This window comes from Halomonas sp. KO116, from assembly GCF_000734975.2.
In the GTDB taxonomy this organism is placed as follows: Bacteria; Pseudomonadota; Gammaproteobacteria; order Pseudomonadales; family Halomonadaceae; genus Vreelandella; species Vreelandella glaciei.
Genome location: NZ_CP011052.1, coordinates 1,800,788 through 1,814,428 on the forward strand (window position 1 = coordinate 1,800,788; position 13,641 = coordinate 1,814,428).

12 protein-coding genes are annotated in these 13,641 nt (G+C 54.6%); 10 read left to right on the top strand and 2 right to left on the bottom strand.

Annotation, left to right across the window (positions count from 1 at the left end):
- The first annotated feature begins 44 nt into the window (after window positions 1-44).
- Complete coding sequence (locus KO116_RS08320; protein ID WP_035563206.1) at window positions 45-1,049, top strand: glycosyl hydrolase family 8; 1,005 nt, start codon at window positions 45-47, stop codon at window positions 1,047-1,049.
- Between the two features lie 64 nt (window positions 1,050-1,113).
- Here KO116_RS08320 and KO116_RS08325 read toward each other — a convergent pair whose 3' ends face one another.
- Window positions 1,114-1,824 (bottom strand): arylesterase, encoded by a 711-nt coding sequence (locus KO116_RS08325; protein ID WP_035563208.1) that lies wholly within the window; start codon window positions 1,822-1,824, stop codon window positions 1,114-1,116.
- Between the two features lie 121 nt (window positions 1,825-1,945).
- Here KO116_RS08325 and KO116_RS08330 point away from each other — a divergent pair, with 121 nt between their 5' ends.
- The 4 genes from KO116_RS08330 to KO116_RS08345 all read left to right on the top strand — a co-directional run bounded on the left by KO116_RS08330 (window position 1,946) and on the right by KO116_RS08345 (window position 7,515).
- On the top strand, window positions 1,946-2,734 hold the full coding sequence (locus tag KO116_RS08330) for an ABC transporter ATP-binding protein (protein WP_082072571.1): 789 nt from the start codon (window positions 1,946-1,948) through the stop codon (window positions 2,732-2,734).
- Window positions 2,731-5,334 carry an ABC transporter permease gene (locus KO116_RS08335; protein ID WP_035563210.1) on the top strand — a complete coding sequence of 868 codons (2,604 nt, stop codon included), beginning with the start codon at window positions 2,731-2,733 and terminating at the stop codon, window positions 5,332-5,334. The genes KO116_RS08330 and KO116_RS08335 overlap by 4 nt, the downstream gene beginning before the upstream one ends.
- A gap of 220 nt (window positions 5,335-5,554) precedes the next feature.
- Complete coding sequence (locus KO116_RS08340) at window positions 5,555-6,475, top strand: alpha/beta fold hydrolase (protein WP_035563222.1); 921 nt, start codon at window positions 5,555-5,557, stop codon at window positions 6,473-6,475.
- 14 nt (window positions 6,476-6,489) lie between these two features.
- Window positions 6,490-7,515 (top strand): patatin-like phospholipase family protein, encoded by a 1,026-nt coding sequence (locus tag KO116_RS08345; RefSeq protein ID WP_035563224.1) that lies wholly within the window; start codon window positions 6,490-6,492, stop codon window positions 7,513-7,515.
- 3 nt (window positions 7,516-7,518) lie between these two features.
- Here KO116_RS08345 and KO116_RS08350 read toward each other — a convergent pair whose 3' ends face one another.
- On the bottom strand, window positions 7,519-8,088 hold the full coding sequence (locus KO116_RS08350) for a Smr/MutS family protein (protein ID WP_035563226.1): 570 nt from the start codon (window positions 8,086-8,088) through the stop codon (window positions 7,519-7,521).
- Window positions 8,089-8,263: 175 nt separating this feature from the next.
- Here KO116_RS08350 and prmB point away from each other — a divergent pair, with 175 nt between their 5' ends.
- From prmB to phaC, 5 genes are all read left to right on the top strand, one after another.
- Complete coding sequence (gene prmB / locus KO116_RS08355; protein WP_035563228.1) at window positions 8,264-9,223, top strand: 50S ribosomal protein L3 N(5)-glutamine methyltransferase; 960 nt, start codon at window positions 8,264-8,266, stop codon at window positions 9,221-9,223.
- A gap of 13 nt (window positions 9,224-9,236) precedes the next feature.
- Window positions 9,237-10,328 (top strand): chorismate synthase, encoded by a 1,092-nt coding sequence (gene aroC, locus KO116_RS08360; protein WP_008959602.1) that lies wholly within the window; start codon window positions 9,237-9,239, stop codon window positions 10,326-10,328.
- 90 nt (window positions 10,329-10,418) lie between these two features.
- Window positions 10,419-10,826 carry a hypothetical protein gene (locus KO116_RS08365; protein WP_035563230.1) on the top strand — a complete coding sequence of 136 codons (408 nt, stop codon included), beginning with the start codon at window positions 10,419-10,421 and terminating at the stop codon, window positions 10,824-10,826.
- 226 nt (window positions 10,827-11,052) lie between these two features.
- On the top strand, window positions 11,053-11,463 hold the full coding sequence (locus KO116_RS08370) for a phasin family protein (RefSeq protein WP_035563231.1): 411 nt from the start codon (window positions 11,053-11,055) through the stop codon (window positions 11,461-11,463).
- A gap of 186 nt (window positions 11,464-11,649) precedes the next feature.
- Window positions 11,650-13,557 (top strand): class I poly(R)-hydroxyalkanoic acid synthase, encoded by a 1,908-nt coding sequence (gene phaC / locus KO116_RS08375; protein WP_082072572.1) that lies wholly within the window; start codon window positions 11,650-11,652, stop codon window positions 13,555-13,557.
- Window positions 13,558-13,641 lie beyond the last annotated feature (84 nt).

Consider the following 13,641-nt stretch of genomic DNA (forward strand, 5'->3'; position numbering starts at 1 on the left):
CGGCTTTTGTTAATGGAGCTGCACAATTAAAGGGCTAACCGAAAATGCTGTATCGGTTTACGTTAAGCGCTGGGCTTCTTGTCTGTTTGTTCAGCAGCATAAGTGCAGCCCAGGCAGACTCTGCTTGGCACGTCTATCGTGAGCGCTTTGTTAATGCAGAGGGAAGGGTGATTGACACAGGTAATCACAATATCAGTCACTCGGAAGGGCAAGGGTGGGGCATGATGCTTGCTCAGCATTATAATGATCAGAAAACGTTTGATCAGATTTGGCGCTGGACCCGCCGTCACCTGAATAGACCGGATGTATCACTCTTCTCTTGGCGATATGACCCTCGCGATATACCAGCAGTGCGCGATCGAAATAACGCAACCGATGGTGATTTATTTATTGCCTGGGCATTATATTTAGCAGCCGAGCGCTGGGATAACGCTAATTATGCGAGTGCATCAAAAAGTATACGAAGCGCAATACTTGAAAACCTAACATACGAAGTTGCTGGCTTTCAGGTGTTACTGCCAGGCATAGAAGGTTTTCGTCGCAACGAAGGAGCTGATCTCAACCTCTCATACTGGTTTATTCCCGCGTTACAAGACTTCGCTGAAATTGAGCCGAATGAGTCCTGGGACCGCCTGATTAATGATGGCGTTAAATTACTGGATCAAGCACGTTTTGGCGCATATTTATTGCCAACCGATTGGGTTCAAATCACTCAGGAGGGTGAATTGAGCCCGGCAACAAACTGGGCGCCTAGATTCGGTTTTGATGCTGTTCGTATCCCGCTCTATTTTGTATGGGGTGGGCGTGAGGAAGCCAGCGGCCTTGGCAGTATTAAGGCTTTTTGGGATGATCCTGTACATCAACCAGCACCCGCTTGGGTTGATGTGGTAAGTGATGAGCGTGCTGAATATCCGATTTCACGTGGAGTGGATGCGATTAGAGCCTATGTCAGTGGCGAAACGTTGCCTAGCTCAACACCTCAACAGCAGGACGACTATTTTTCAGCAACACTGCTGATGTTAGTCCATATGGCAGAAGATATGCACTAACGTTTATTTCATAGGGCGGTTTATCCACCCGTCGATAAAGTAGATAAACAGCTTTTTGTTAACCTTACTGAACCGCTGCCTGATGCGTTGTCTCTAACTGCCCCTCAACCAGGGGCTCAATCAGCGGCTCAAGCTCGGGCCACACATTGTCGAGGATAATCGGCTGTGCATCGGCGGTAGGATGAATGCCGTCACTTTGCATTAACGCGTTGTTTAGGGCTATATCCTCCAGCAAGAAAGGCACTAAAGAAATGTTGTACTCTTCTGACAGCGAGTGGAAAACCCCGGTAAAAGCATCCCGGTACGCTTGGCCATAATTGGGCGGTATATCGATCCCTAGTAGCAGTACTTGTGCACCTGCCTCTTGGCTCTGCTCAATCATGCTGGCTAAGTTCGCCTGCATTTGATTGGGTGCCAGACCGCGCAAACCGTCATTGCCGCCTAATTCCAGTAGAACAATATCCGGTTGCTGCTGTCCGAGAATATCAGAGAATCGTTGTAGACCTCCGGATGTGGTTTCACCGCTAATGCTGGCGTTAATGACGTTCACCTCGCCTTCTAAACGCTCTGCCAGCAGGCTCACCCAGCCCTCTTCACGCTCAATACCGTAGGCGGCGCTTAAGCTATCGCCCATCACTAATAGGCTGGGTGACTGTTCGGTATTGGTAGGCGAAGCGTTGATAGACACCGAGGCAAAGGTGACTATCAGCAACACCAGCCATCCGGTTACCATGCGGTTCAGTCCATGCCATGCCACAGGGATGCCACGCTTCATGTCTTACTCCTTAAATCAAAGCTCTTCAAATCAAAGCTCTTCAAATCAAAGCTCTTCAAATCCATGTTCTTCAAATCCAAACTCCTCAGATAAAACTGAAAATACTGCTACGGATATATCAATGTCGAGCGAGTCACCCTACGGTGAGCGCCAGCCTAATACCGACAACCAAGCGTTAAGCGATGTTCCACAAGGCGCCGTTAGGCATCCTGTTCTGCATGCCGATAAGCTGTCTAAAAAAGTGACGAGCGGTGAACGCTCACTAACTATCTTACACGACCTATCGCTAAGCGTGGCGGCAGGTGAAAGTGTGGCGATTCTAGGCAAGAGCGGTGCGGGGAAATCAACCCTACTAGGGCTACTGGCTGGCCTTGATACTCCAAGCGATGGTGAGCTAACACTCTTCGGCCATGCATTGAGCCGCTTGGATGAAGATGGGCGAGCTGCGCTACGCGCTGGGCGAGTGGGCTTTGTGTTCCAGAACTTCCAACTGCTGCCCACGTTGAGCGCGCTTGAAAACGTCATGTTACCCCTCGAACTCTCACCGCGTGCAGGGGAGACACAAACCGCTGCCCAGTGGTTGGAGCGTGTTGGACTTGGCGAGCGAGTGAATCACTTACCCAAACAACTTTCCGGTGGTGAGCAGCAGCGCGTTGCCGTTGCCCGTGCTTTCGTTACCGACCCCGAGCTGGTATTTGCCGATGAGCCCACCGGTAATTTGGACCCCGACACCGGCGCGCAAATCATTGACTTGCTCTTCACCCTAAACCGGGAAGCAGGCACCACGCTGATTTTAGTGACTCACGACCATGCCCTGGCGCGTCGTTGTGACCGCTGCCTGCGATTAGATCATGGAAAATTAGAAGCGTTTGTGCCCACCGCGGCTTCGATTGACGAGGGCACGCAATGAGTGATGTGAACTGGCGCCTGGCCATGCGCAGCCTCAAGCGAGACCTGCGTGCCGCTGATGTACGTGCGCTATTTATCGCCCTGGTATTGGCGGTCGCGGCTTCCACCATGATTGCGTTTTTCCTAGATCGCCTAGAGCGCGGCCTAGAGCGCCAGGCGGGCCAAATGCTGGGTGGCGATCTGGTATTAGAGCAGCGTGATCCGTTTTCAGAGGAGCTGCGAGAACGCCTTGAAAATGCAGGTTTCGTACTGAGTGACCAAGTCGATCTGGTATCGATGATTAGCCGCGACGGGCGTTTTCAACCGGCTAGCTTAAAAGCCGTGGATGAGGTCTACCCACACTATGGCGCCTCTTCCGTCGATTTTGGCAATGGCACTGAACAAATAGCGTCTGGTCCAGCCCCTGGTGAAGCATGGGCGGATCCACGCTTGATAGAACTGGTCGAGATAGAGTTGGGTGACCGGGTCCAAGTGGGCCAGACCGAACTTGAGATAACAGGGATCATTGAGCGCGAAGCGGACCAGTCCGGCGGCTTCAGTAATTTTAATCCACGCTTGATGATCAATACCGAGGATGTCGAAGCCACCGGTCTTGTTCAAGAAGGCTCGCGGATTGAGTTTGAAATCCTGGCAGCAGGCCCGCCGGAAGCGCTTGATCAAGTGCAAGGCCTGCTTGCTGAGCTACGCCGCGATGGGGTAGAGGTACGGGATGTCCGCGTTGATCGCCCCCAGCTTGGCAATGCCTTGCAGCGTGCAGAGAGTTATCTGGGGCTGGCCGGTTTAGCAGCGGTACTGCTGGCAGGCGTGGCAGTGGCAATGTCGACTCGCCGTTATGTGGAACGCCACCTGGATACTGCCGCACTGTTGCGTTGCTTTGGCGCCAGCCAGCGGCAACTGGTGACGATTTTTTCGCTTCAGCTAATGGGTTTGGCACTGGTAGCCGCAGTGATTGGGGCGCTGCTTGGGCTGGTTGGCCAAGCGGTTCTTATCTGGCTGTTGGTGAGTTTCTTACCCATGACGCTACCGCCGCCTGGTCTTATGCCGTTGGGATTAGGCGTGTTTACGGCTCTTGCCGTGCTGGTGGGGTTTGCTGGGCCAACCCTGCTGCGTATCAAACGAGTGAGCGCATTAAAAGTTCTGCGTCGCGAATTAGATCCGCTGCCGCCTTCGGCCTGGCTGGTGGTGGGCGTGGCAAGCCTAGTGTTTGGCGGGCTGCTGTGGCTCTACTCGGGTAGCCTGCCGCTGGCTATTGCGCTGTTGATTGGTGGGGCGGCTCTGCTCGGTGTGCTGTGGATGATTAGTGCGCTGCTGCTTAGCGGTTTGTTGCGCGTTGTACAGCGATTTTCCGGGCGTAGTGAGTGGTCTCAGGCGCTCCGCTTAGGCGGCCGCCAGCTAGCACGGCGTCGCCAAGCGGGCCTAGGCCAGTTACTGGCCTTTTCAGTGACTTTCTTTGCCATGGCGATGATTGTACTGGTACGGGGCGACCTGCTCAGCACGTGGCAAGACCAACTGCCTGACAATACGCCTAACTACTTTGCCATCAATATCCAGCCTTCCGAACGCGATCCTTTCGATGCGGCAGTTTCGCCACGGGTGGAAACCCAAAGCACCCTCTACCCAATGGTGCGTGGGCGAGTGATTGCCATTAATGGTCAGCCGCCGGGAGATGCTGTGCCGCCTGATGCCCGCGGTGACAACTCGCTGCGCCGGGAGCTCAACCTGACGTGGCAATCTGAAGTGCCAGAGGGCAATGCTGTGGTGGCCGGTGAATGGTTCTCGCCAGCCCCGTTGGGAGGCGACACAAACAGTGAGAAGGGCAATGAAGAGGGCAGTGAAAGCCAAGGCTGGATGAGCGCCGTCGAGGCAACGCAGCAAGCGGCGCCAGTACCCATCTCCATGGAGGATGGACTCGCTGAAAGGCTTGGCTTAAACATCGGTGATGAGATGACCTTCTCGGTGGGTAGCGATGAAATCACCACCCAAATTACCAGCTTGCGCAGCCTGAATTGGGATAGTTTTCAGCCTAATTTCTTCGTCATTTTTCCGCCGGGCGTGCTGGAACAGTTTGGGCATAGCTACATCACCGCCTTTCATCTGCCTGAAGCGGAGCAGGGGTTGATCCGGGAGCTGATTGCCGAATTCCCAGGAGTTTCCTTACTGAATGTTGATGCCATTTTGGGCCAGGTGCGGGATGTACTCGGCCAGGTTACACGGGCGGTGGAGTTAGTGCTTGCATTGGTCCTATTGGCAGGGATAAGCGTACTGTATGCCGCACTGACTGCAAGCTTACCTGTGCGCGCCCATGAAAGCGGTCTATTACGCGTATTTGGCGCAGGCAGTAAAATGATTTCACGGGTGCAGGGCGCTGAATACGCGTTGCTGGGCTTTGCCAGTGGGTTGATGGGGGCGGTACTGGCTGAATTGACCACCGCAGCGTTGTACATCTTTTTGTTGGATCTAACCCCGCACCTTCATCTGGGGCTATGGATTTTCCTCCCCATTGGCGGTGCTGTGCTGATTGGCGTGATAGGTCATGCACTTTCGCGGGGATTACGTCGCCAAGCGCCAGCGGCCAGCCTGGGGCTACTCGGTGAGGCTTGAACCTATTTTGCGAGCCAGAAACCGACCACCAGGGCGCTAATGACAGCAACAAAAAAGACCAGATTACGAGCGCGGGTATCGCGGTGTGGTTTCATAATGGCACCAAATGAGGGTGGAGGTAAAAGAGGCGGAAGCATAACGCCGGGCATGGTAACGTTTGTCGCTTACGTCGTCATCTTGCTTGCCTTATAACGTTGCCGTTTGTTCAGGATGGTTGATTATGCCCCACACCGAATCTACGGCTGCACGCAGCGTTGCGCCGCAGCCGCTTTCTCTTGCCCAGGGTCGCCTGGCCGCCCTTAGTTGGGGGCGCGCTGATGCCCCGGTTTGGCTGGCTCTGCACGGCTGGCTGGATAATGCAGCCAGTTTTACTCGGTTAGCCCCGCTTCTGGTAGAGTCATTGGATATGCGTATCGTGGCACTGGATTTTCGCGGCCATGGTCATTCGGCACATGTGCCCCAGGGCGGTGGCTATGCGCTATGGGGCTACTGCCACGATGTGTTGGATGCCATGGAAGACCTCGGCCTTAACCAGGTTAGCGTGTTGGCCCACTCCATGGGCGCCGCAGTGGCTTGCTTGCTTGCTGCTGCGCTACCCGAACGGGTGGAGCGGCTAACGTTGATTGACGGGCTGGGGGCGCTCAATACGCCCATTGAAGAGACCGCTAGCCAACTGTGCAAAGGACTGACAGCCTACCGTCGGCCACTTTCCCGCGCGCCGCGCTACCCGGATATCGAGAGTGCCATCGCTGCGCGTGTTGCTGGAGGCGTCACGCCGGTGGATACCATTACGGCCACACCGTTAGTGGAGCGCAACACCCAGGCCACCGCCGATGGCCATGTGCAAATGCGCACCGACAGTCGCTTGCTGAAGCCTTCATTGGTGCGCTTCACGCCCGAACAGGTGTTGTCATTGCTGGCGGAAATCAGCGCTCCAGTGCTATTGGTTGAAGGGGAGCAGGGGATTCTGGGTGAACGCGCCTGGGCGGTTCAGGCGCGGCAAGCAGTAAAAGCATTGACCCGGCGTGTGCTTAATGGCGGCCACCACTTGCATCTGGAACCCCGTGCCGTAGCGCAAGTCGCCGCAGTGATTGGCGCTCACTGGGTTACGAGCGACAGGGTTAAGACCGATAAGGCCTAGCGATGGATAGTAGTATGAACGGATTGGCGCATGTCAGTAGTGGGAACAAGGTCGCTCTGGTGTTAGGCAGCGGCGGTGCGCGCGGTTACGCGCATATTGGGGTGATTGAAGCCCTTGAGGCGCGGGGCTTTGAAATCATCGCCGTATCAGGATGCTCGATGGGCGCGCTGATCGGTGGTATTTACGCGGCAGGCAAGCTGCCTGAATACCGCGATTGGGTGTGCAACCTTGACTATTTGGATGTGCTCAAATTAGTCGACGTGACCTGGAGCCCCATGGGCGCGATGCGTGCCAGCAAGGTCATGAACAAGCTGGAAACGCTGGTGGGCGATATCTTAATTGAAGACCTCGCGATTCCAGTGACAACGGTGGCAACGGATCTGGTTCGCCAGCGGGAAGTGTGGTTTCAAAATGGACCCTTATTGCAAGCGATTCGCGCTTCAATTGCCGTGCCGGGGGTAATAACGCCAGTGCATTTGGGTGATCAAGTGTTGGTGGATGGCGGGTTGCTTAACCCGCTGCCGATCATGCCTGTGGTGGCGGCTCATCAAGCGGATTTTGTGGTGGCGGTCAACGTGACCGCGCATAGCCCGCTGCCAGTCACCATGGAGGAATTGCTGCCTAAGGAGGAGGAGGCGACCGATAGCCGTAGCAAAAAAGAGATTGAGCGCGATCAAAACATGGGTAACTGGATGGGGGATGTGCGCGCCGCTACGCGAAAACTGTGGGCGGGGCTGGGAGCGAATGGTGAGGGGGCAAGCGGAGAGGGCGAAGAGCTGGAGGAGACCACTGAAGCCCGTGGTAAGCGGGAGTGGAGCAAGCTCGATATGATTCTGGAGTCGTTTGATATTACCCAGGCAGCGCTGGCCAAGTACAAGGTGGCGGGCTACCCGCCCGACGTGCTGATCGAAATACCCAAAACAGTCTGCAGTACCTATGAATTCCACCGCGGCAAGGAGTTGATTCGTCTGGGCAGACATTTGGCCGATGAAGCGCTGGAGCGGCGCATGCCAAGTATCGCGTCCGACGCTATCGAGTAACGGCTACTGGCTTCGCTTGCGGAGCAATATATACACCGCACCGGTGCCACCATCGATATCGATAGCCGAGCAGAAAGCCAGCACGCCGGGCCACTCACGTAACCAGGCATTGGTATGGCTTTTAAGCACAGGAAAGTCGGACGTGGTGCCCCACGCTTTGCCATGCACTACCAGTACGCAGCGCAAGCCTTGGCTGGCGGCGTCGCGCAAAAAACTCTCCAACTCCACACGCGCCTCTTCCAGCGTATAGCCGTGCATATCAAGTCCCGCTTGCCACGCCGTTTGCCCACGTTTTAGTTGGCTAAACGTACGCCATGGTAAATCCGGTACACAAAACTCTAAATACTCAGAGGGACGCACGGCCTCCACCCGGCCATCTGAGGTGCGCCCGCTGGACTGAGGCGTATTGCTTTCAACAGCCGCATGACGTCTAGCCTCATGGGCCTTACCGTCAATTTTAGGTTTGCCTGGATCGGCCTGGTTAGTCGCGATACGGCGCACGCCTGCCGCCTTTAACGCATCGCGGAAGGCATTGATATCGTCATCGTCGGGCAGGTGGCGGCGTCGCGTCATGGTAGGCTCGGGTGGCAAAAAAGTGGCAAATAAAGGTGAAACAGATAAAGACGCACAGTATAGCGGGCTGAGCGTTGCTGTGAACCGGACGGCGTGAAAGGTACAATCTTTTTATTCGTTGCATGAATAAGGCTTTATCAGCTGCATTCATCATTATCGTCAACCAGGAGCCGCTGTGACCACGCATCTAAACGTTGAGCATCCTCACTCAACCCTTTCCCTGTCGGAGTCGTTGCTGGTGAGCCAGCTCTTTACCCTACGCGACTATCTGCGCTGGGTCTCCAGCGAGTTTTATCTGGCGGGCCTGCACTACGGCCATGGTACCGATTCTGCCTGGGATGAGGCGGTAGCGCTCTGCCTGGGTGCTCTGCACTTGCCGTGGAACATCGATCCCAGTGTGCTCGAGGCGCGGCTGCTGCCCGTAGAACGGCAGCGGATTATTGCTCTGGCACGGGAGCGTGTTACCACCCGCCGTCCGCTTCCCTATTTATTGGGCGAGAGCTTTTTTGCCGGCCATCCGTTCAGTGTCGATGAACGGGTACTGATTCCGCGCTCGCCGATTGCCGAGCTGATTGAAGACGGCTTTGCCGCCTGGTTTCCTGAAGAGCCGCCTGCCAGTGTGCTGGATTTATGCACCGGTTCTGGCTGTATCGGCATTGCGACGGCGCTTTATTTACCGACCTGCGAAGTGGCGCTTGCCGATGTTAGTCAGGATGCCTTGGCCGTGGCCCGCCAGAACATTACCCGCCACGATGTGGGCGACCGGGTGCGGGCGGTCGAATCGGACGTATTCAGCGGTTTAGAAGGCCGACGCTTTGATTTGATCGTCTCTAACCCGCCTTATGTCGATGCCCGTGACCTTGCCACTATGCCTGCCGAGTTTCGCCACGAGCCTTCACTGGCCCTGGGAGCCGGTAGCGATGGGTTGGATATAGTGCGGCGCATTTTGCGCGAGGCGCGGGAACACTTAACCGATGATGGCTGGCTGATTGTAGAAGTCGGCAACTCTGACCGCCATGTGGAAGCGGCATTTCCGGATGTCGCTTTTCTATGGCTTGAATTCGAGCGTGGCGGCCAGGGTGTTTTTGCTCTGAGCGCCGCTGAACTCGACGCCCATGCGGCGTCTTTCGTGTGAGGAATTAACGGCCATGTCTGGCAATACGTTTGGCAAACTATTCAGTGTGACTACCTTTGGTGAGAGCCACGGACCAGCGCTCGGCGCTATTGTGGATGGCTGTCCGCCTGGGCTGCCGTTAAGCGAAGCCGATTTACAGCTCGACCTGGATCGCCGCAGGCCGGGCAGTTCGCGGCATACCACTCAGCGCAAAGAACCCGATCAGGTGCGCATTCTGTCCGGTGTGTTTGAAGGCAAAACCACGGGTACCTCGATCGGCTTGCTGATTGAGAACACCGATCAGCGCTCTAACGACTACTCGAAAATCAAAGAGCAGTTTCGGCCAGCCCACGCGGATTACACCTACCACCATAAATATGGCCACCGCGACTATCGCGGGGGCGGGCGCTCCAGTGCCCGTGAAACTGCTATGCGGGTGGCTGCCGGGGCGATTGCCAAGAAGTATCTAGCCGCCCAGGGCGTCCAGATTCGTGGCTATATGAGCCAGTTAGGCCCTATCAAGATTGAGTTCAAACAGTGGGAATCGGTGGGTCAAAATGCGTTTTTCTGCCCCGACCCGGAGCGCGTCGCTGAACTGGAAGCCTATATGGATCAACTGCGTCGCGACCAGGATTCGGTAGGTGCTGAAATTACCGTGATTGCCGAAGGCGTGCCGGTAGGGCTGGGTGAACCCGTCTTTGACCGCCTGGATGCTGATCTGGCGCATGCTTTGATGAGTATCAATGCGGTAAAAGGGATTGAGATTGGCGCAGGGTTTGGCTGTATCGCCCAGCGGGGCAGCGAGCACCGTGATGAGATGACGCCAGAGGGCTTTCTTTCCAATCATGCTGGCGGCGTGCTCGGTGGCATCTCTAGCGGGCAGCCGATTGTAGCGCGCTTAGCGCTGAAACCCACTTCCAGCATCACTACGCCGGGCCGCTCTATCGATATTCATGGTCAGGCAGTTGAGGTGGTGACTAAAGGGCGCCACGACCCCTGCGTAGGGATTCGCGCAACGCCTATCGCTGAAGCGATGATGGCGATTACGCTGTTGGATCACTGGCTTCGTCAGCGTGGTCAAAATGGTGACGTTAGCGTTGATACGCCCCGTTTAACTCAGCGCTAACCCGATACGGTGATGTTGGCAGTTCGCTGCTACACTCAAACAAAACAAATGCATGAGCAGTCGTCATGAAAAACAGTGCAGGAGCCGCCTATGAAGATTAACGTTGAGTTTGATCTTACCCCTGATGAGTTTCGCCAATCACTGGGGCTGCCTGATGTCGAAGCTTTCCAGAAAAATCTGCTAGAGAATATTCAACGGCAGATGGAGTCTGGGGTGGAAGGCTACGATCCTATGAGTCTAATGCGGCCTTTCCTGCAGCAACCGATGATGCAACAGGGACTTTCTCAAGGGCTAGCTAATTTCGGAACCTACCAGCAAATGATGCTCGATATGTTGCGGCAAGCGGGCAGCGCCAGCGCTTCTTCGGCCCCCAGCAATGATGATGAGAAGGCAGGGGGGACTAGCTCTAAAAGCAATTCAGAAAGCGCTTCTTCCAGCAAAGCAAAGTCAACGGCATCGTCACGTTCCCGTTCTGAATCCAAACGCAGCGGCACATAGATTGAAGCAAGCAGTTAACGCGCATTAACTTAACAGGTGGTTCTCCACCTGTTGAGGTAGGGCAGAGTAATATGGCAAAGCGGTTCAGGCTTGCACGGTGATACTGAAATGACGCCACTGTTGCAATGCAGCATGCCAAAGATTACTCTTTTTGCAGTGCAGCAAAGCTACATCACGGTGAGTCACTCCAAGGCTCATGCCAAGGAACGATACAGGAGCAGACACTATGCAAGACAATATGATGGACGCCTTTAACGCCCAAACTAAGCAGATGTTTGAGCCCATGCGAAAAATTAATTCGCTGATGCTCAACAATATGGAAAAAATGACCCAGTATCAGTTGGAAGCCATGAAGCGCTACAGCCAGATGGGTACTGAGCGCATTCGTAGCGCCACTGAAATTCAAGACGCAGAAAGCCTGCGTGATTTCGGCACCAAGCAAGCCGAGATGATGAACGAACTTTCCCAGCAGATGCAGGAAGACGCGCGGGTGATGAGCGAAATGAGCCTGCAGTTTAAATCTGAAATGGAAAAGATGTTCAGTGAAGCCGGGCAGCAAATGTCCGACCAAGCCAAGGCTACTGCGAAAGGGGAGCAGCCTGCGAAAGCCTCCAGTCAGTCAACGCGCAAAAGCTGATTGACGACATCATCGCGGCGCCTTAGGGCGCCGCGATGCATTTAAAACGTTGCAACTATAAATAAAACATTGCAACGATAAAACCTTGTCATATAGAAGCCTTATCGTATAAAAACTTAGCTATATAACAGCTTGGTCTTGGTCAAAGTGGTCGGTGCGCCTGGAGAGGGCGTAGGGAGAGTTAGTATGCAGTCAGCGTGGCACAATCCGTTCCAGGCATTATCATCAGGGCTTTCTCAAGGGCTAGCCGATGAAATAGCCAAGGGCTTACCTGAAGGGTTATCTCAGGCAGAGCTTGAAGAGTGGCATAATCAACTCAAAGAGATCGGTGAGCAGTACCAAGGATTGATGCAGGATCTGCTTTCCCGTATTGCACCCAGTGAGGCCGCCGACTCCATTTATAGCGATATGCGCGAAAGCTTTGAAGCGGGTGCGCAGTCGCTGATGCAGAATCCTACTTTGCTGTGGGAAACCCAGGCCCGGTTGGTGCAGGATCAGTGGCTGTTGTGGCAGCAAGCCATGCGCGGGATGGCTGGCGAGCAGGTTACCCCGTTGATCACGCCGGCCAAAAATGACCGCCGTTTTAAAGACGAGGCGTGGACACAAGACCCGCACTATATGGCTATTATGCAGCAGTACCTACTGTTTTCGCAGATGGTGGAAGAGCTGGTTGAAAGCCTAAGCGGTTTAGACGAAACCAAAAAGCGTAACCTGATGTTTTACGCGCGCCAGTTGGTCAACGCGATGGCGCCGACAAATTTTATGGGCACCAACCCTGAAGTCATGCGCCGCACGCTTGAAACCCGTGGCCAGAACTTGGTGGATGGATTAGCTCGCCTGCGCGAAGACTTGGGCAATTCTGCCGAGGGTATCAATGTCTGCATGACGGATCGCGGCGCTTTTGGCGTGGGTGAAAATATCGCCGTAACACCCGGGGCAGTGGTCTACGAAAACGAATTGATCCAGTTGATCCAGTACACCCCCACCACGGAAAAAACCTTTAAAACGCCGTTGCTAATGGTGCCGCCGTGGATCAATAAGTACTACATTCTTGACCTACGTGAAGATAACTCAATGGTTAAGTGGCTGGTGGATCAAGGCCATACCGTCTTTCTGATCTCCTGGCGTAACCCTGGCCCTGAACAACGCGATATCACCTGGGCCGACTATATGCAGATGGGGCCCATCAGCGCGATGGAAGCCATCGAACAGGCCTGTGGTGAGAAGTCGGTCAATCTACTCAGCTATTGCGTGGGGGGCACACTAGCCGCCTCTACAGTGGCCTATCTCACCAGCACGCGGCGTGGGCGCAAAGTAAAGTCGGTTACTTATATGGCGACGCTGCAGGATTTTCGTGACCCTGGCGATATCGGCGTATTTCTTAATGAGCGAGTGGTAGAAGGCATTGAGCAGACGCTGCAGTTGAAAGGCTATCTTGATGGTCGTTCAATGGCATATACCTTTAACTTGCTGCGTGAAAATGATCTATTTTGGTCGTTTTACATCAATAATTATTTAAAGGGCGAAACGCCCGCCGCCTTTGACCTGCTTTACTGGAACACGGATGGCACCAACCTTCCTGCCGGGACGCACGCTTGGTACCTGCGCTATATGTACCTGGAGAACCGTCTCGTTGAGCCTGGCGGCATTGAATTGGATGATGTGAAAATAGACCTGCGTAAAATCTCCACGCCCAGCTATTTCGTGTCCACCAAAGAGGATCACATCGCCAAGTGGAACAGCACTTACTATGGGGCTTTGTTACCTAAAGGGCCGGTTACCTTCGTATTGGGCGGATCGGGCCATATTGCGGGTATTGTTAATCCACCCCATAAAAACAAGTACGGCTACTGGACGAACGAAGCGCTGCCGGAAACGCATGATGAGTGGCTAGCAAACGCAGCGGCTCATGAAGGCTCCTGGTGGCCCCATTGGCAGTCTTGGATGACTGAGAATGGCTATGCCGATAGCGAAAAGATGGTGCCTGTGCGCCAACCTGGCGATGGTCAGCTCAAAGTGATTGAGCCTGCGCCAGGGCGCTATGTGAAGATGACGATTCCAGAGGTACTAGGGGAAATTCCAGCTAAATCTTAATGGGCACCTAAAAGGCGGTACGTGGGTACTCTAACGGGTCGCGAGTTAAAGGTACTTCCCAACAGAAAAGCCCGCGGACAAATG

Bases quoted from the DNA above. Each gene is read 5' to 3' on its own strand.
- KO116_RS08365 (WP_035563230.1), top strand. From the start codon at position 10,419: ATGAAGATTAACGTTGAGTTTGATCTTACCCCTGATGAGTTTCGCCAA.
- phaC (WP_082072572.1), top strand. From the start codon at position 11,650: ATGCAGTCAGCGTGGCACAATCCGTTCCAGGCATTATCATCAGGGCTT.
- KO116_RS08330 (WP_082072571.1), top strand. From the start codon at position 1,946: ATGTCGAGCGAGTCACCCTACGGTGAGCGCCAGCCTAATACCGACAAC.
- KO116_RS08370 (WP_035563231.1), top strand. From the start codon at position 11,053: ATGCAAGACAATATGATGGACGCCTTTAACGCCCAAACTAAGCAGATG.
- aroC (WP_008959602.1), top strand. From the start codon at position 9,237: ATGTCTGGCAATACGTTTGGCAAACTATTCAGTGTGACTACCTTTGGT.
- KO116_RS08335 (WP_035563210.1), top strand. From the start codon at position 2,731: ATGAGTGATGTGAACTGGCGCCTGGCCATGCGCAGCCTCAAGCGAGAC.
- KO116_RS08345 (WP_035563224.1), top strand. From the start codon at position 6,490: ATGAACGGATTGGCGCATGTCAGTAGTGGGAACAAGGTCGCTCTGGTG.
- KO116_RS08325 (WP_035563208.1), bottom strand. From the start codon at position 1,824: ATGAAGCGTGGCATCCCTGTGGCATGGCATGGACTGAACCGCATGGTA.
- KO116_RS08350 (WP_035563226.1), bottom strand. From the start codon at position 8,088: ATGACGCGACGCCGCCACCTGCCCGACGATGACGATATCAATGCCTTC.
- KO116_RS08340 (WP_035563222.1), top strand. From the start codon at position 5,555: ATGCCCCACACCGAATCTACGGCTGCACGCAGCGTTGCGCCGCAGCCG.
- KO116_RS08320 (WP_035563206.1), top strand. From the start codon at position 45: ATGCTGTATCGGTTTACGTTAAGCGCTGGGCTTCTTGTCTGTTTGTTC.